This is a genomic window from Arthrobacter nitrophenolicus, assembly GCF_000332815.1.
GTDB lineage: Bacteria > Actinomycetota > Actinomycetes > Actinomycetales > Micrococcaceae > Arthrobacter > Arthrobacter nitrophenolicus.
This window is the reverse complement of sequence record NZ_AOFD01000006.1, coordinates 24,905-42,139: the sequence shown is the minus strand read 5'-3', so window position 1 is coordinate 42,139 and position 17,235 is coordinate 24,905. Positions and strand designations below refer to the sequence as shown.

The following is a 17,235-nucleotide window of genomic DNA, read 5'->3' as shown; positions in this document are numbered from 1 at the left end:
AGAACTTGCGGCCCGACCCACCATCCGTTTATTGTTGACAATCTACAGTTATCAAGAAAGTACCAACCCATGGCAACCCTCAGCCCCATCCTGAAGCAGGCGACGCCTGTCATCGTCGACCACGCGTCCGGCAGCTGGATCCACGCCACCGACGGTAAGAAGTATCTCGACTTCACTACCGGTATCGGCGTCACCAGCACAGGCCACTGCCACCCTGATGTCGTGGCCGCGGCCCGCGAGCAGGTGGGCAAGATTGTGCACGCCCAGTACACCACCGTGATGCACCAGCCGCTGCTGGAACTCACGGAACTGCTGGGTGGCGTCCTGCCCCAGGGGCTGGACAGCGTCTTTTATGCCACGTCCGGATCCGAAGCCGTGGAAGCCTCCGTCAGGCTGGCCCGCATGGCAACCGGCCGGCCGAACATCATATCCTTCCAGGGCGGTTTCCACGGACGGACTGTTGCCGCAGCCTCCCTGACCACGGCCGGATCAAAGTTCCGGTCCGGATTCTCGCCGCTGATGAGCGGCGTGCACGTGGCGCCCTTCCCGCACTGGTACCGCTACGGCTGGGACGAGGCAACGGCGGTGGAGTTCGCCCTGAAGGAACTCGACCACCTGCTCCTCACCGCCAGCCACCCGGCCGATACCGCTGCCTTCATCATCGAGCCCGTCCTTGGCGACGGCGGCTACATCCCCACGCCCGTCGGGTTCCTCCAGGGCCTCCGCGAGCGCGCCGACCGGCACGGCATCGTGCTCATCCTCGACGAGGTCCAGGCCGGCGTCGGGCGCACCGGCAAGTTCTGGGGCCACGACTGGGCAGGCATCCTGCCGGACGTCGTCATCACGGCCAAGGGCCTCGCGAGCGGATTCCCCATCTCGGCAATTGCCGCCTCCGCGGAACTGATGGGCAAGGCATGGCCCGGTTCCCAAGGCGGGACGTACGGCGGGAATGCCGTGGCAGCCGCGGCCGGCGTCGCCACCCTCGGCGTCATCCGGCGCGAGAACCTGGTGGAAAATGCGCTGCTTCGCGGGGACGAACTGCGCGCCGGGCTCGACAAGCTGCAGTCCGAGTTCTCCGGCATCGGCAACGTCCGCGGCCGTGGCCTGATGCAGGGCGTCGAGTTCACCGCCGACGGCAACACCCCGGACCCCGCCACCGCGCTGGCCGTCCAGCAGGCGGCCATCAAGGAAGAACTCCTCCTCCTGACCTGCGGCCCGCACGGCAACGTCATCCGCCTCATCCCGGCCCTCAATGTCACCAGCGACGAAATCCAGGCCGGCCTGGCCAGGTTCACCCAGGCCCTCAAGACAGCCACCTCCTAGTCCGCCTTGATCACTGAAAGATCATCATGAACACATCCTTTGATCCCAACAGCCTTCACACCAACCTGTTCATCGACGGCACCTGGCAGCAGGCCGCGGACGGCGACACCTTCGCGGTGGAAAACCCCGCCACCAACGAAGTCATTGCCCAGGTGGCCGACGGCGGGCCCGATGACGCCGCGCGGGCCATCGAGCAGCCGGCCGTGCCCAGGCGGCCTGGGGCAGGTCAACCCCGCGCCAGCGTGCGGACATCCTCCGCCGCGCCTTCGAAATGGTCATCGCCAACACCGAACGGCTCGCCGCCATCATGACCGCGGAAATGGGGAAGCCGCTGGCCGAAGCCCGGGGCGAGGTGGCCTACGGGGCCGAAATGCTCCGCTGGTTCTCGGAAGAAGCTGTGCGCATCGGCGGCGACAGCACCGTGTCAGTGGACGGAACCACACGCATCCAGATCACCAAGGAGCCGGTGGGCCCCTCGGTGCTGGTCACCCCGTGGAACTTCCCCCTGGCCATGGGCGCCCGGAAGATAGCACCGGCCATCGCGGCAGGCTGCACCATGGTCTTCAAGCCGGCCGAGCTGACGCCGCTCACATCGCTGGCCCTGGTGGCCATCTTCAAAGAGGCCGGACTTCCCGACGGCGTCCTCAACGTGGTCACCACGTCCTCGGCTTCCAGTGTGGTGCGGACCTGGACGGACAGTGGCATTGCCCGGAAGATCAGCTTCACCGGCTCCACCGAGGTGGGCAAGGTCCTCCTCCGGCAGGCCGCCGACAATGTCATGCGGTCCTCCATGGAACTGGGCGGCAACGCACCCTTCATCGTCCTGGCCGACGCTGATATCGAAAAGGCCGTGGATGGTGCCATGAAGCGAAGATGCGGAACATGGGCGAAGCCTGCACCGCCGCCAACCGCTTCTACGTCCACCGGTCCGTCGTGGAGGAGTTCGGCGAGAAGTTCGCCAAGAAGATGTCAGAATTGCAGGTGGGCAACGGTGCCGTGGCGGGCACCGACGTCGGACCATTGATCGAACAGAAGGGGCTCGACAAGGTTGAAAGCCTCGTCGCCGATGCAACAGCAAAGGGGGCCCGGCTGCTGACCGGCGGAACCCGGCCGGAGGGTCCCGGATACTTCTTCACACCGACGGTCCTGACGGACGTCCCCCGGGACGCGGCCCTGATGAGCACGGAGATCTTCGGGCCGGTCGCAGCCATCACTCCCTTTGACAGCGAGGACGAGGTCCTCCGACTGGCCAATGACACGGAATGGGGCCTGGTGGGCTACGTCTTTACCGAGAGCCTGGAAAAGGCCACGCGCTTCTCAACCGAACTCGAGGTCGGAATGGTGGGAATCAACACCGGCATCGTCTCCAACCCCACCGCACCCTTCGGTGGCATCAAGCAATCAGGCTTGGGCCGCGAGGGCGGGAAAGTGGGAATCGATGAATTCCTCGAGTACAAGTACACAGCAATAGCGTTCTAATAAACTGCAATCTGCCGATTCATGGAATGAGGGGATGTCAATGGCGGCACCGGAGGCAACATTCGTACTGGAGGGTCGCCCCACGGCGCAACTGATCGCCGACCAGTTGCGGGAGCTCATCGTCCAGGGGGCGTTCAGGCCCGGGCAGCAGGTCAACGAATCTGCTTTGGCCAGCCAGCTCAACACCTCCCGGGGCCCGCTGCGCGAAGCACTGCAGCGGCTCTGCCAGGAGGGCATCCTGGTCAGCAAGCGCAACCGCGGGGTTTTCGTGCTGGAACTGACGGCGGCTGACGTAAAGGAAATCTATGCCGTCCGCGAGGCGGTGGAACTTGCTGCCGCCCACACCCTCCTCGACTCAGGCCCGGAGCAGATTGCAACCACCGTCCGGGAACTCAAGGCCATTATCAAGAACATGGCCAAGCAGGTGAAGGCCTCCGACTGGCAGGCCCTCGCCCGGCTGGACATGCAGTTCCACACCACGTTCGTGTCCGGCACCGGCAACACCCGCCTGATCCGGATTTATGAGACGCTCGCGGCCGAATCCCGCATGTGTATCCTCGGGCTGGAAGTGGCGTATCCGCGCATCGACGTCCTGGTGCAGGAACACCAGAAGATCCTCGACCACCTGGAAGCAGGTGACCGGCAGGGACTCCAGCGTGCCATTCAACGCCACATGGAGAAGGCGGTGGAGGACCTCACCTCCGATCCTGAAGCAGCCGGGATCAGCGCCTAGCAGCACCGCTCACAGTAAGGGCCAGTTCCAGCGGAACTGGGCCCTTACTCAACCACACCCATTTCCACGACCGCCTGCTGGCACTGGCGCCAGCTGCCGGTCAGCAAGGAGCACGTGCACATGAAAGACAACCGGGCCATTCCTGCCTTCGAAACCCGGGCTGCCCGCAGCGTCCGCGAAGCAACGTGGTCATCCCTGGAGCCTGGGGACTTGGTAACCCTGGGCCGGCAGGGCTATGAGCACTACAGCGGGAGGGTGGACGAACGGACCGCCGACGGCCGGACCATCTGGGTCATAGACCGTATTGGGGACCGGCGGCTCTTCCACATCGAGGACGAGTACGACCTCTCCATGGGCATGACGTCCGACGCCGGCACGCGGCTCTGGCCTGCAAGGGGCGGCGGGAGTAGCCTCGGGCTTACCACGTAGAGGACGGCCAGCCAGCGCCCCCAACCCGGAGCGGTTGCCCGTCAGGCAGTTCCCCGAGGAGGCCGGGCAATGGCTGGATGGAACGCGGACACGGCGGCAGGCCCGCTTGGGGCCGGCACGGTCACACTGGTGGAAGGCACGTCCTTCTGCATTTCACTGCCGAACGGGGACATCCACCCGGAACACCCGCATGGATTCTTTTTCCAGGACACCCGCATCCTGTCCAGGTGGAACCTGGCCGTCAACGGGCAGCCCCTGGAACCGCTGGCAGCCCAGACGAAAGAGCCATACAGGGCGATTTTCGCCGGCAGGGTTACCCGGTCGGACGGTTACGCGGACAGCCCACTCATCGTGGAACGGAGGCGGGAACTGGGGATCGGCATCGTGGAACACGTCACCGTGCACAACCACTCCACAAAGCCCGCGGAATGCACGGTCACGATTACCATCAGCTCGGATTTCGCGGATGTCTTTGAAGTCAAGGAAGCCCGAACCCCCCGGGTATGGGACGAGACCCGCGAGTTCGACGGAAAGACCCTGAGCATCAGCGGCCGCTGGCAGGAAGTCCGGAAGTCCGTCGTCGTAACGTCCGCTACCCCCTGGTCAGCGGCCGGCGAGGAACTGACATGCGTGGCCACTATCCCGCCGCGCGGCGAATGGAACACCGTCCTAACCGTGGTGCCCGGCTCCGAAGCCCCCGCGGCACCGGTTGTCCGGCCGGCTGAAGGCGAACTGTCGCGCAGCGACCGCCGCCGGCAGGAATGGGTGGCAAAAATACCCAAGCTGCACATGGGCAACAGGTCCATCGAACGGACCCTCCGCCGCAGTTATGACGATCTTGGCGCCCTCCGCATTGAGGATCCCGCCCACCCCGACAGGATTGTGGTGGCGGCCGGCGCGCCGTGGTTCATGACGCTGTTCGGGCGGGACTCCCTGTGGGCCTCGGAGATGGCCATGCCCGTGGACCCTTCCCTTGCCCTGGGCACGCTGCAGACACTGGCCGACCGGCAAGGCAGGGTGGTGGATCCCGTCAGCGAGGAGGAACCAGGGAAGATCCTGCACGAGGTGCGGCTCGACGTCTCCAGTTCTCTGGCCCTGGGAGGCAAATCCGTTTACTACGGCAGCGTGGACGCCACTCCCCTGTTCGTGGTGATCCTGGGCTCGGTCAGCCGCTGGGGGTTCGCCAGGGACACCATTGCCGCACTGCTCCCGCACGCCGACCGCGCCCTGGAATGGATCCGGGACTACGGCGACAGGGACGGCGACGGCTTTGTGGAGTACCAGCGCCTCAATGACCAAGGTCTCGTCAACCAGGGCTGGAAGGATTCCTGGGACGGCGTCAACTTTGCCGACGGCACCCTCGCGGAGCCGCCCATCGCGCTCTGCGAGGTCCAGGCCTACGTCTATGACGCCTACATGGCCCGCGCCTGGATCGCCCACGACACCGGGGACACAGGGCTGGCGGCCGAACTCGCGGACCGTGCGGCCGAGCTGAAGGCGCGGTTCAACGAGAAGTTCTGGATGCCGGACAAGGGGTACTACGCCATCGCGCTGGACGGGAGGAAACAGCAGGTGGACGCGTGCGCTTCCAACATGGGGCATTGCCTCTGGGTGGGCATCGTGGATGAGGACAAGGCTCCCTTGGTTGCCGAACGGCTGATGTCCCCTGAAATGTTCAGCGGCTGGGGCGTCCGTACCCTCGCCACGGACATGGGCGCCTACAACCCTGCCAGCTACCACAACGGCTCTGTGTGGCCGCACGACAATGCCGTGATCGCGGCGGGCCTGATGCGCTACGGATTCGTTGCAGAGGCACAGCGCATCTCCACCGCCCTCTTCGAAGCAGCCGAACACTCCGGAGGGCGCCTGCCCGAGTTGTTCTGCGGGTTCAACCGGGAACAGTACAGCGAGCCCGTGCCCTATCCAACCGCCTGCTCGCCCCAGGCCTGGGCCGCAACGTCGCCCATCCAGCTGGTCACGAGCCTGATGAGGTACGACGCCCACGTGTCCCGCGGAGGGTTCTGGATGGACCCCGAACTGCCGGAATCCTACGGCGATTTGCACATCAGCAACGCACCCATGGCAGGAGGGCGCGTCACCATCGACATCGCCAATTGCGTGCCCACGGTGCATGGACTCCCGGAGGGGATGGCGTTCCATCGTGGCCACCGGCCATGGCTGACCGAACTCCTGGCCGAGGCCGGGCTGCGCAAGGAAAAGTGACGAAGCTGTGCCTAGTGGCTCGGAGCAAGGACAGCAACAGAGGGCAGGCTGCGGCTGCCGGCAGTCTTCCCCAGCATCCACAGCACAGGCTCGCCGCATGAGGCAGGCATCACTTCCCCCTTCGTGATGAAGCGTGCCGCTGACGGATCTCCCGCGGCGGCCCACCAACCGGTCTTAGGGCAGTGGTGGCCCGTGCGGGACGTTTCATCCAGCTCGAAAGCAGGAGTATCAAAGCGGCGTTTCTTCATTCCATGCTCCTTGGGGAAGTCCACGCCTAGGGGGCGGGACAAGCTTCCTGACAGGGAAAAGACTACCAATTGTCAACAATCTACGATAGAGCTCAATCGGAATTAATGCCGAATCCAAGCAAGAATCGTTGACAATCCACAATCAAAGCGAGTATCGTCGACAATCGACAGAGGTCGTCGACAATCGACGTTGCCGTAACCAGTCACAGGAGGACCCCGTGGTATTCACAACCAAACCAAAGTTCGTGACCTTCGACATGAACGGAACGCTGATCAAATTCGCTATCAACGACGCGCTGCGTGACGTCTTGGGAGACCGTCTGCCAGCCGAAGTCGCCGAGGATTACCTGCAGGCCTGCAAGGCCTACCGGATTGACGAGTGCATGGGCGACTACAAGCCGTTCCGCCAGATCGTTGCGAACTCCATGGAACGCGCCTCGCGCAGGGTGGGCATCGAGTACCGTGAAGCCGATGCCCGGGCTGTCTACGAGACTGTCCCCACGTGGGGCCCTTACCCGGGTGTCACCGAGGCACTCAACCGCCTGGCTGCAGAAGTCCCGTTGGTCATCATCACGAACAGCGACACCGCGGATGCGGCTCGGCTCGCCGCGAACCTGAAGGCCCCCTTCGACACCATCATCAGCGCCGAACAGATGGGTATGTACAAGCCGCGGCTCGGTGCATTTGAGTACATGTTCGACAAGCTTGGCGTGACGCCGGACGAGATCGTGCACGTCTCCGCGAGCCCGATGTACGACCACCGGCCTGCAGCCATCATGGGCATCAAGAACAAGGTGTACATGGACCGCGGCTTCGAGCACGACGAGCACTGGCTCGGCTACGAGCGGATCACCGACATCGCCGACCTCCCCGTCCTCTTTGGCCTGCCGCGCCCGGCCGCCTCGTAAAGGGACCGTGGGTACGGATGAGCCTGCCACTACCTCAAACCGTCGAGGGCACCTCGGCTATGGACCGGCTCGAAGCCCTCGGCCTGGAGCTTCCGGTCCTCGCTGGTAACGCCTACTACATGGATCACCGGGCGGTGGACTCCAGCATCCATATCTCCGGCCAACTGCCCTACAGGGACGGGGTCCTGCTGGGGCAGGGCGTTGTCGGCCGGGAGGTCGGGCTGGAGACGGCGCAGGAGCTTGCGCGTCATTGCGCGCTGAACTGCCTCGCCGCTGCCGTGCAGGCGATGGGAGATCTGGACCGGGTCCGGATCGTGCAAATGCTGGTCTTCGTGGCCAGCACACCGGACTTCGGTCTGCAATCAAAGGTGGCCAACGCCGCCAGTGAATTGCTGATCGAGGTGCTGGGGGAAAACGGACGGCACGCCCGGACCGCGATTGGCGTGGCCGGGTTGCCGCTGAACACCCCCGTGGAAATCCAGATGGTCTGTACCGCCTTGTAAGGAGCACACGTGAACCGCATTCAACGAGCAGTCGACGCCCTGGCCGGCCGCATTGATACCCCGGCCCCGATCGTGCTGGCCGACGTGATGCAGGACAACATCGACCGCATGCAGCGGTTCGCAACCCAGCAGAACCTTGCAGTCAGACCGCACGTCAAGACCCACAAATGCGTGGAAATCGGCCGGCGCCAGGTGAAAGCAGGGGCAGTGGGAATCACCGCAGGCAACGTAGGTGAGGCCGAGGTCTTCGCCGCTGCCGGCTTCGACGACATCTTCATCGCCTACCCGCTCTGGCCTTCGGGAACGAAGGGGAAGCGGATCCGCAGCCTGGCCGCAGGCACCAGGCTGCGGATCGGCGTCGACAATGTCGCCGCGATCAACGCCCTCGCCGACGCGATGGGCACAGAACCTGAGCAGTTGCAGGTGGTGATAGAGGTCGACTGCGGCGCTCGCCGGTCCGGGGCTCCTCCGGAGGCCGCGGGCGACCTCGCCCTCGCTGCCCGCAAGCGCGGACTGGTTCCGGCAGGCGTCTTCACCTATCCGGGCCACGGCAGCGCCGGTCCGGAAGCCCGCAAGCGTGCCGCGGAAGACCAGGAAGCCGCGCTCACCACCGCGGTGCGCAGCCTGGGCTCGCACGGGATCAGGCCGGAAGTGGTCAGCGCCGGCTCCACGCCCACGGTGGAATTCGCCACCAGCAGCGTGATCACCGAAATCCGGCCCGGAGAGTACGTGTTCAACGACCTGAACAACGCGCGCCTGGGCGCCTGCACGGAGGACCAGATCGCGTTGTTCGTCGCCGGGACGGTGGTCAGCGACTGGGTTCCCGGCCAGGTCATCCTCGATATTGGCACCAAAGCCTTGGGCCGGGAAGGCAGCCCCGAGATCGGCTACGGCCGGATTGCCGGCACCGCTGCCGCCCTGTCCAAACTCAATGAATACCACGGGTTCCTCCCCCTTCCGGGGGGCGGGTTCCGCCCTGCGGTTGGCGCCGTGCTGCCCGTCATCCCCAACCATGTATGCCCGGTGGTGGTCAATTTTGAGGAGTACGTCGTCACCGACAGTTCGGGTGCGTCCCTGGAACGCTGGGCAGTAGACGCCCGCGGGCACCTCAACTGACCCCATCTACAGCAGCTCCCCACCACCACCAGCATTTTTATCCACGATGGAGTGTCCGACATGAGACTTGATAAGACCACCGCCCTGGTCACCGGTGCCAGCAGCGGAATCGGAGAGGCCATTGCCTCCCACTTCCGGCGGGAAGGCGCACGGCTGCTGCTCACCGGCCGCAGGGCGCACCTCGACAGCGCCCAGCCCGATGACCTGTATGTTGCCGGGGACCTCAACGACGAGGCGTTTGTGGAAAGCCTCGCCAGTCAGGCCGCCGAGTCCTTCGGCACGGTCGACGTCGTCGTCCTCAACCACGGCCTGCAGGTCAGCGGTCCTCTCACCGGGATGGCGTACGAGGATGCCAGGAACGTGCTCCACAGCAACCTCCTCAGCACCTTCCTGGTGATGAAACACTTCGCCCGGCTCATGCCTGCATCCGGGGGTTCATTCGTCCTGGTCAGTTCCCGGCTGGGCATGGTCGGCAAACCCGATGAAGTTCTGTACTCCGCCGCCAAGGGAGGCGTCATCATGCTTGCCAAGGGCGCCGCGATCGAATGGGCCGAACGCAATATCCGGGTCAACGTCGTCGCACCGGGCCTCACCGTGACACCCGTGATCGAGGCATCGTTCCAGCGGCGACCCGACCCGGAGGCCTACCGCCGGGAGCGGGAGGGCCAGATCCCCCTCAAACGCCTCGCGACTCCCGAAGAAATCGCCGACGCCGTTCTTTTCCTTGCGTCCAAGGAATCTTCCTACATCACGGGAGCAACGCTCCCTGTCGACGGCGGATACACCGCCTTTTAGAGAGGGACAACCAATGCAAACCCTGGCGGCAACACCAAAAAATGGCGACCTTGGCTTTTGGTTGGCCGGGCTCGCCGATGAGAAGCCAGCGTACCCGCGTTTTTCGGGACAGCTTTCAGTAGACCTGGCTATCATCGGCGGCGGATACACGGGCCTGTGGGCTGCGTATTTCGCCAAGAAGCTCGAGCCGTCCCTCTCCGTCGCGGTTTTCGAGGCAGAACAAGTGGGCTACGGCGCGTCCGGGCGGAACGGCGGCTGGCTGTCGGCAATGATCCCCGGAAACCGCGCCACTTTTGCCCGTGCTTCCGGCGGCGGGATGGACGCCAGCCGGGCGTTGCAGCAGGAGTTCATCACCGGCGTCGATGCCGTCCTGGAAATACTCAAGGCTGAAGGCATCAACGCCGACCAGCACAAGGGCGGCGCGCTCGTGGCGGCCCACACCAAAGCGGGGCTCGGCCGGCTGCGCAGCAGACGCGACACGGACCTGAAATACGGGCTGACCGAAGACGAGGTCCAGTTCCTCAACCGGAACGAGTTCCAGGACAACATCAACATTTCCACCGTCCACGGCGGCCTCTTCTACAAGCAATGCGCACGAATCCAGCCGGCAAAGCTTGTTTATGGTCTCGCTGACAGGCTCACGGCGATGGGTGTGGACATCTACGAACACAGCCGCGTGGAGAGTGTGGACGCCGGAGTGCTCGTCCTGGCCAACGGCCGGGTGACTTCCGGCAAGGCGTTCATCTGCACCGAAGGCTACTCGGGCCCGCTGCTTGGCCACCGGACCCTGATCCCCATCAACTCCTCAATGATCGTGACCAAGCCCCTGTCCGCGGAGGCGTGGCGGCAGATCGGCTGGAACGGACTGCAGTGCCTGAACGACTCGGCCCACACCTTCATCTACTCCCAACGCACCGCCGACGGCCGGATCGCCATCGGCGGACGCGGCCGTCCCTACCGCTATGCGTCCGGCACCGGTGGCCGCGGGGCAACAGCCCAGTCCACGATCAACCTGATTTCCGAAAAGCTCGCCACGTTCTTCCCCGGAATCCACTTCGAAGTCGACCATGCCTGGTCAGGGGTCCTGGGGGTCACCCGTGACTGGAACGGCGGCGTGCACTGGGACCCGGCCACTGGAATAGGATCTTCCACCGGCTACGCGGGTCACGGCGTCACAGCCGCCTACGTGGGTGGCAGGACCCTCGCCGAGCTGGCATTCGAACAGGACACCCAACGGACCACGCTCCCGTGGGTAGGCTACCGCTCCCGGAAATGGGAACCGGAGCCACTCCGCTGGCTGGGTGTCCACGGCATGTACCGGCTGTTCGGACTCGCCGACCAGTGGGAAGAACGTATGGACTCGAGCAACACTTCCCTCCTGGCCAGGTTCGGCAGCCGGCTGGCCGGACTTCACGAATAGTGCACAACGTCCAATTTTCCCGCCGTCATGCCGTATCCGGCAAAGAAAGGAAGGCACTGAACATGGATGGAAAGCTTGCGGTCATTGGCCTCGGCAGCATCGGCAGCATGGCCCTCTGGCAGGCTTCACGCATCTCCGGTTCCGTCGTCGGTTTCGAAACCGCCTCCCCTGGCCACGGACGCAGTGCCGTGGGCGGTGACACCCGCCTGTTCCGCATGATTTTCCGCGGCGACCCGGGCCTCTACCCCATCATGAAGCGCTCACGCGCATTGTGGGCAGAGCTCGAGGCCGAAACCGGCCAGGACATCCTCACCCGCTGCGGAGGCCTGTCGATCGGCGCCGCCGATGGCCCTTACATCACCTCGGTCCTGGAAACCACCCGGGTTACGGGGGCAGAACACAGCGTCCTTACCCGCCAGAACATGGCCGAACGCTACCCCCAGCACAACCTCCACCATGATGACGTCGCCATCTTTGATCCCAACGCAGGCGTGTTGCGCACCGACCGTGCGGTGACGGCGGCTGTCTCCGCCGCACAGGACAACGGCGCAACGGTCCACACCAATACGCCCATTGAAGGTATCGAGGAAACGCCGGAGGGTGTACTCATCACCTCGGCCGGCAGATCCTGGACGTTCGAGAATGTGATCATCACTTCGGGCGGCTGGTCCCGGCACTTCATGCCTGATTACCTCAAGGCCCAGACACAGACCAAACGGCTTATCCTGACCTGGTTCGTTGCTAAGGACAGTGCCCGCTTTTCGCCCGCCCGGTTCCCTGTCTTCAGCCGCGTCCACCAGGACCGCGCCATGTACGGGGCGCCGGCCGTGGACGGCGTTACGGTGAAAGCGACCCTGGACGGCGGCGGCAGGCCCACCCCTGACCCGGACGCCGTGCCCAGGGATCTGACGGCCGCGGAAATCCAAGAGACCACGGAAACTGTGACCGGATTCCTTCCCGGCCTTAACCCCAGCATCATCCGGGCTGACGCCTTTCCCGAACTCTTCACCGCTGACGGACACCCACTCCTCGGCCCACTCAACGAGGGCAGCAGGATCTATATCGCCACCGGTTTCTCCGGCGGCGGCTTCAAGAATGCCACCGGCTTCGGCCACATTGCAGCCCATGAAGCACTCGGCAAACAGCACTTCAGCGGGCTGGACTTCCTGCGCCCGGAACGCTTCAAAACCACCTGACCACCCATACTGCAACTGAAAGCGTGAGATGACCGCCTCCTTTGACCCCACTGCCCTCCACACCGAGCTCTTCATCAATGGCGCCTGGCGGGCGGCCAGCCGTGGAGCCACCTTCCCGGTCGAGAATCCGGCCACCAATGAAGTCATCGCCCACGTGGCTGACGGCGGCCCGGATGATGCTGCTCAGGCCATCGAGCCGCCGGCCGAGCCCAAGCAGAGTGGGCGGAATCAACTCCCCGCATCCGGGCCGACATCCTCTACCGCGCCTACGAGCTGGTTGTGGCCAACACGGACCGGCTCGCCGCAATTATGACCGCTGAAATGGGCAAGCCCCTCGCAGAGGCTCGAGGCGAGGTGGCATATGGCGCTGGGATGCTTCGCTGGTTCTCCGAGGAAGCCGTCCGGGTCGGCGGCGATGACGCCGTATCAGACTATGGCAGCACCCGCGTCATCGTGACCAGGGAACCGATCGGCCCGTGCGTACTCGTCACACCGTGGAACTTCCCGCTGGCCATGGGCACCCGCAAGATCGCGCCGGCTGTCGCGGCAGGCTGCACCATGGTTTTCAAACCGGCCGCGCTCACGCCGCTGACGTCCCTCGCCCTGGTGGACATCTTCCGGGAGGCGGGGCTTCCCGACGGCGTCCTGAACGTTGTCACCACCTCACGCGCTTCCAGTGTGGTCGATACCTGGATGTCCAGTGGCATCGCCCGGAAGGTCAGCTTCACCGGGTCGACCGAAGTTGGCAAGGCCCTGCTGCGCCAGGCTGCCGACAACGTGATGCGGTCGTCGATGGAACTGGGCGGCTACGCCCCCTTCATCGTGCTGGCCGACGCGGACATCGAAAAGGCCGTCGACGGCGCCATGACGGCCAAGATGCGAAACATGGGAGAGGCGTGCACTGCGGCAAACCGCTTCTTCGTTCACCGATCTGTGGCAGGGGAATTCAGTGAGAAGTTCGCGAAGAGGATGTCTGAACTCCAGGTGGGCAACGGCTCGCACCCCGGCACTGAGGTTGGCCCCCTGGTTGAACAAAAAAGCCTCGACAAAGTACACGCTCTGGTTAGCGATGCCGTAACCAAGGGCGCCAGCATCCTGACCGGCGGCACGCTCCCAGACGGGCCCGGCTACTTCTATCCGCCTACTGTCCTGGTCGATGTGCCCATCGGCGCGAAGCTGATGCATGAGGAAATCTTCGGACCTGTCGCAGCGGTGACTGTCTTTGACAGCGAAGACGAAGTTCTCCGCCTGGCCAACGACACCGAGTGGGGCCTCGCCGGATACGTCTACACCCAGGCTTTGAAGACCGCACAGCGGTTCTCCGAGGAGCTGGAAGTGGGCATGGTCGGCATCAATACCGGACTCGTTTCCAACCCTGCAGCCCCCTTTGGCGGAATCAAGCAGTCCGGTCTGGGACGCGAAGGCGGCAAGGTGGGTATCGAAGAATTCCTGGAGATCAAGTACACGGCTATCGCGGTGTAGGAAACACCATATCGGCCAGCTCTCCGGTCCACCGGAAGCTGGCCGATATAATCGACAATCGACAAGAAAGGCGGCGCCATGGACGTCAAATTCGCGTGGCAGGAGCAGCGAACCACCACGCCGGAGGGTGTCTACCGCGTCCTGCGCACCGCCATCCTTGACGGAACAGTCCCCCCGGGCGGACAGCTGCGCGAGACCCGCATCGCCGCGGACCTGGGGATCAGCCGGTCGCCGCTGCGGGAAGCGCTGACCCGGCTGGAGGAGGAAGGACTGGTCGTCAAGATTCCTTTCCGTGGCTCCTTTGTGGTGGAAGTGAGTGACCGCGAGGTCGCCGAAATCGCCTCGATCCGTGTCCTAGTGGAGCCCTACGCCGCCGAACTCTCGGTCGAAACGTTGCGTGGCAGCGAGCGGCACCGGCTGACGCAAACTATTGAGGAACTGCACCGGGCCACGGAAACGAACGATATCCCTGCGAGCATTGACGCGCACCTTCGCTTCCACCGGCTGTTTTACGACTTCTCCGGAAACGGGGCACTGCAGAGTATGTGGAACGGGTGGGAAACCAAGCTGCGCCTCTACCTGGCCGTTGACCACCGCACCTACAGCGACCTGCATGACATCGCCGTGGAGCATGAAAAATTGGCTGACATGGCCTTGAACGGCGATATGGACGGTTTCCGCCAGGAGCTGGTCAGCCAGTTCCACAACGCTCTGCGGGCCGGAATGTAAGTGGGGTCGATCCAGCCGGCGGCCGTCAGGTCACAGCCGTGGCGTTGGCCGGCGATCCCGTACCCCCGGTGATGTTCAGCGGCTTGATGCTGATGAAGGCATCCCAGATGCCGCTGGACCTCATGTGCCGTGCCAGCGGGCCGAGTTTCCAGAGTTCGCCGAGAGGCATGCCCAGTTTGGCCAGGAGATCCTGGTGCATCATGCCGTGGTCGTTCGGGGCGGTGTTCCGGAACGGGCTGCGCGCGAGGGCGGGAAGGCATTCGAAGGCGAAGTTGTCAGCGGCGACGACGGCGAACCGGCTGTTCCACGCCCACGCGAGGAATTCCCGGGACTGGGCGACTCCCGTTGCCTTCCGGCTGTCCCGGATCCGCAGTTTCTCCCCTGGAGCCAGGTCCAGGAACCATTCGCACCAGCCGGTGTGCAGCATCAGGATGTCCCCCGGCCCGGGGGTGAGGGACTGGGCTGCCAGGGCTTCCTGAATCAGCTCCAGGCCGAGGGGTTCGCCATTCGCGTGGTTGATGGGCTCGCCGACGCTCTCCCGGTAGCCGGCCAGGTCCACCAGGATCCCCCGGCCGGCGATCGGATGTTCCGCCCACTCCTGGACCCCCAGCTCGGGACTGCCCTCGGTGATCACATGATCGGGCGTGCCGTTGTAGAAGCCGACGTCGTCCGCCCTGCGGTGCCGGAGCCCGTCGATCTGGCTTGACCCCTGGAGGTAGTACCTGTCCAGGTAGTCGTCCCGGTGGGCAGGGTGTGAGGAGTAGATAGTGTGCCTGGGAGCACCGCGCTTCAGGGACATGCCGGGATCGAAGGCATCTGCCGGGTAGTCCAGGCCGAACACGGTTCCGGTCCGGATGGAGTCCCTGGCGCGCAGGACCGTATCCGGCCCGATGAAGGACGGGGTTCCGCGGCCGGGTTGGGGAAACAGCCCCCACGAGGTCCCCGCAAGCTCTCCGGCCCGTTCCAGGAGTTCGGCGTAACTGGGGTAGGCCGGGCCTTCCGACATGTCCGTCATCGCGATGCTGCCGCTTCCCCGGCCGTCACTGCCTGTTCCTTGCCGTGTTTGTAGCTGAGCAGGAACCCGGTAACCGCGCAGACCGATGCCGCGATGCACATCGGGTCCTTGATGGCTGTATTGAAGAACTCGAGCCACTCCCCCTGTCCCGACGCAAGCGCCACGGCCTGGCCGGCGACGAAGAACACTCCACCCAGGAGCAGGAGCGCCAGCGTGAGGACAAAGACGGCCTGGACGGCACGCCGGATCTTGTGCATGGTGTGTCCCCCTTAGATCGGCAGGACGCCGAGGATGATCAGGACGCCGATGCCGAGCAGCGGCAGCGCGTAGTGGGTGAGGAGCCGGGCAAAGGTTTTGATCGGATTGACGTCGGCGATGCCGCAGGCCACGTACAGCGGTGCGCCGCCCGGCGGGACCGACGCCTCGCACGAGGAGAAGACCAGCACGGCGACGGCGGCAGTGGTGGCCGGCACCCCGGCAGCCACCAGTGCCGCGACGCCAACGGTTCCGACGGCGGCCATGGTGGCGGTGGCGGACAGCGGCGCGGCGACGGCAATGACGATCAAGCCGATCAATATGGCCAACAGCCACAGCGGCAGGTTCATGCCGTTCAGAAGGGCTGTCATCTGCTGGGGCAGGCCGGTGCCGGCCAAAGCGTTGGCCCCGGCGAAAGCGAACACCACCGTGACGCCCACGATGCCAAAGCGCGGGGCGGAATCCTGCAACAGGTCCCGCCAGGCCCGCCGGTTCCTGGGAAGGTTCTTCCGGCCCAGGAGCGCACCGGTGATGATCAGGACTACCGGGATCCAGACGATGACGCCGACCGCCTTGGTGATGTCCGTGCCGGTCCAGCCGGTGAGCGCCTGCGCGACGGCACCGGAGGTAATGACCAGCGGGATGGCGACGACGACGAACAGCAGCAGCGTCGCCCAGCCCCTGCCGAACGCGGCCCGGACGGGCAGCCGGTGCGCGGCGTCCAGCGGGGCCATGCCGCTCTTGCGGACCAGGAGCCAGGTGACGATCAGCCGGTGCAGGAAGCACCACAGTCCGCCGAACAGCAGCGGCAGGACGAGGGCGTTGATATCCAGCAGCGGCCCCACGGTAGCGGATCCGGCCAGGACGAACATTGAGGCGCTGAACGGGAACGTGATGCCCATGCCCGCGTTGCCCGCCACCAGGGTGGCGGCGGAGGGCTTGTCCAGCCGGGACTTTTCCATCCAGGGGATGGTCACGGATCCTACGGTCGCGGCGATGGCGGCCTGGTTGTGGACCACTCCACCCAGGCCCGCCGACGCCACTGTTGAGACCCATGCCGGTCCGCCTTTGACCCCGCCGATGAGGGAGTTCAACAGGTCGATCAGCCGGTCCAGCACCCCTGCCTTGTCCAGCAGGTATCCCATGAAAACGAACGCCATGGTGGCGTAGACGATTTCGTCCGTGATGGCCGCGTACAGCGCCTCCCACCCCACCTGGGCGGCGGCGGAACCAGTGAACGGGAGCACCACCAGGAACCCGAGGATCATGCTTCCCCAACGCTGCGCTTGATCACGGTGGTCCAGAGCAGAATGACGGCCAGATAGGCCCCCAGTGCCCAGATTCCGATCACGATCCTGCCCCTGACGTTGTGCTGCTGAAT

Annotated in this window: 13 protein-coding genes and 3 pseudogenes; 13 read left to right on the top strand and 3 right to left on the bottom strand. The window is 64.8% G+C overall.

Going from position 1 to position 17,235, the window contains the following annotated elements:
* The first annotated feature begins 69 nt into the window (after window positions 1-69).
* The 13 genes and pseudogenes from G205_RS03370 to G205_RS03305 all read left to right on the top strand — a co-directional run bounded on the left by G205_RS03370 (window position 70) and on the right by G205_RS03305 (window position 14,584).
* Window positions 70-1,323 (top strand): aspartate aminotransferase family protein, encoded by a 1,254-nt coding sequence (locus G205_RS03370; protein ID WP_009356741.1) that lies wholly within the window; start codon window positions 70-72, stop codon window positions 1,321-1,323.
* 26 nt (window positions 1,324-1,349) lie between these two features.
* Window positions 1,350-2,802: pseudogene (locus G205_RS03365) on the top strand (NAD-dependent succinate-semialdehyde dehydrogenase).
* 34 nt (window positions 2,803-2,836) lie between these two features.
* A complete protein-coding gene (locus tag G205_RS03360; protein ID WP_152419512.1) occupies window positions 2,837-3,535 on the top strand; it encodes a GntR family transcriptional regulator in 699 nt (232 codons plus the stop codon).
* A gap of 120 nt (window positions 3,536-3,655) precedes the next feature.
* Window positions 3,656-3,964, top strand: a complete 309-nt coding sequence (locus tag G205_RS03355) for a hypothetical protein (RefSeq protein WP_009356739.1) — start codon at window positions 3,656-3,658, stop codon at window positions 3,962-3,964.
* Between the two features lie 69 nt (window positions 3,965-4,033).
* Window positions 4,034-6,187, top strand: a complete 2,154-nt coding sequence (locus G205_RS03350; protein WP_009356738.1) for an amylo-alpha-1,6-glucosidase — start codon at window positions 4,034-4,036, stop codon at window positions 6,185-6,187.
* 466 nt (window positions 6,188-6,653) lie between these two features.
* Window positions 6,654-7,343 (top strand): haloacid dehalogenase type II, encoded by a 690-nt coding sequence (locus tag G205_RS03340; protein WP_009356736.1) that lies wholly within the window; start codon window positions 6,654-6,656, stop codon window positions 7,341-7,343.
* A 59-nt stretch (window positions 7,344-7,402) separates the two neighbouring features.
* Window positions 7,403-7,846 carry a RidA family protein gene (locus tag G205_RS03335; RefSeq protein ID WP_009356735.1) on the top strand — a complete coding sequence of 148 codons (444 nt, stop codon included), beginning with the start codon at window positions 7,403-7,405 and terminating at the stop codon, window positions 7,844-7,846.
* Window positions 7,847-7,855: 9 nt separating this feature from the next.
* Window positions 7,856-8,962 (top strand): alanine racemase, encoded by a 1,107-nt coding sequence (locus tag G205_RS03330; RefSeq protein ID WP_009356734.1) that lies wholly within the window; start codon window positions 7,856-7,858, stop codon window positions 8,960-8,962.
* A gap of 60 nt (window positions 8,963-9,022) precedes the next feature.
* Entirely contained in the window at window positions 9,023-9,757 is a 735-nt protein-coding gene (locus G205_RS03325; protein WP_009356733.1) for an SDR family NAD(P)-dependent oxidoreductase, read from the top strand.
* 13 nt (window positions 9,758-9,770) lie between these two features.
* A complete protein-coding gene (locus tag G205_RS03320; protein ID WP_152419511.1) occupies window positions 9,771-11,177 on the top strand; it encodes an NAD(P)/FAD-dependent oxidoreductase in 1,407 nt (468 codons plus the stop codon).
* Window positions 11,178-11,239: 62 nt separating this feature from the next.
* Window positions 11,240-12,373, top strand: coding sequence for an FAD-dependent oxidoreductase (locus G205_RS03315; RefSeq protein ID WP_009356731.1), 1,134 nt, complete (start codon window positions 11,240-11,242; stop codon window positions 12,371-12,373).
* A gap of 28 nt (window positions 12,374-12,401) precedes the next feature.
* Window positions 12,402-13,855: pseudogene (locus tag G205_RS03310) on the top strand (NAD-dependent succinate-semialdehyde dehydrogenase).
* 78 nt (window positions 13,856-13,933) lie between these two features.
* Window positions 13,934-14,584 (top strand): GntR family transcriptional regulator, encoded by a 651-nt coding sequence (locus G205_RS03305; protein ID WP_009356729.1) that lies wholly within the window; start codon window positions 13,934-13,936, stop codon window positions 14,582-14,584.
* 25 nt (window positions 14,585-14,609) lie between these two features.
* Here the strand turns inward: G205_RS03305 and G205_RS03300 are convergent, their stop codons facing one another.
* The 3 genes and pseudogenes from G205_RS03300 to G205_RS03290 form a co-directional block, all read right to left on the bottom strand.
* A complete protein-coding gene (locus G205_RS03300) occupies window positions 14,610-15,599 on the bottom strand; it encodes a cyclase family protein (RefSeq protein WP_009356728.1) in 990 nt (329 codons plus the stop codon).
* Entirely contained in the window at window positions 15,596-15,856 is a 261-nt protein-coding gene (locus G205_RS03295) for a hypothetical protein (protein WP_009356727.1), read from the bottom strand. Before G205_RS03295 ends, G205_RS03300 begins: the two co-directional genes overlap by 4 nt.
* 12 nt (window positions 15,857-15,868) lie before the next feature.
* Window positions 15,869-17,205 (bottom strand): annotated as a pseudogene (locus tag G205_RS03290) (TRAP transporter large permease subunit).
* Window positions 17,206-17,235: the final 30 nt, after the last annotated feature.